1 protein-coding gene is annotated in these 549 nt (G+C 41.3%); it reads left to right on the top strand.

What is annotated here, in order from left to right:
* Positions 1–549, top strand: a 549-nt coding sequence (locus AC4FQ3_RS22830; protein WP_491183411.1) for a M16 family metallopeptidase, incomplete at both ends; no start/stop codon positions are given.

Here is a 549-nt window from a genome sequence, read left to right as displayed (position 1 = left end):
AACTGGAATTGGCTCTATATATGGAGAGTGAGCGCATGCTACATTCCAAAGTAGATCAGACAGGAGTAGAGACACAGCGTGAAGTAGTAAAGGAAGAAAAGCGTCAGAGTTATGACAATCGTCCATATGGAAGTATACTGATTGAAACATTAAAAAGAGCATATACAGAGCACCCATACCGTTGGGCACCCATTGGTTCATTGGATGACCTCAATGCTGCCTCCATTGAAGAATTCCAGCAGTTCTACAAGGATTTTTATGTGCCAAATAATGCGACCTTGACAATTGCCGGTGATATTGACTACGCAAAGACCGAAGAATGGGTGAAGAAATATTTCTCAGAGATTCCCAAGGGAACCAAAGAGATCTACAGACCAGACATCGTAGAGCCAAGAAAAACTTCTGAAATCCGCGATATTGTTTATGATAATATTCAGATTCCTGCTGTGATTCAGGCATATAACCTGCCTCCAAAAACAGATAAAGATTCGTATGCGATGTCTATGCTTTCTACCTATTTGACGGGGGGGAATTCTTCCCTAATGACTA

The organism is Flavobacterium sp. AK-345, assembly GCF_058310175.1.
This window is presented reverse-complemented; position numbering and strand designations above follow the sequence as displayed.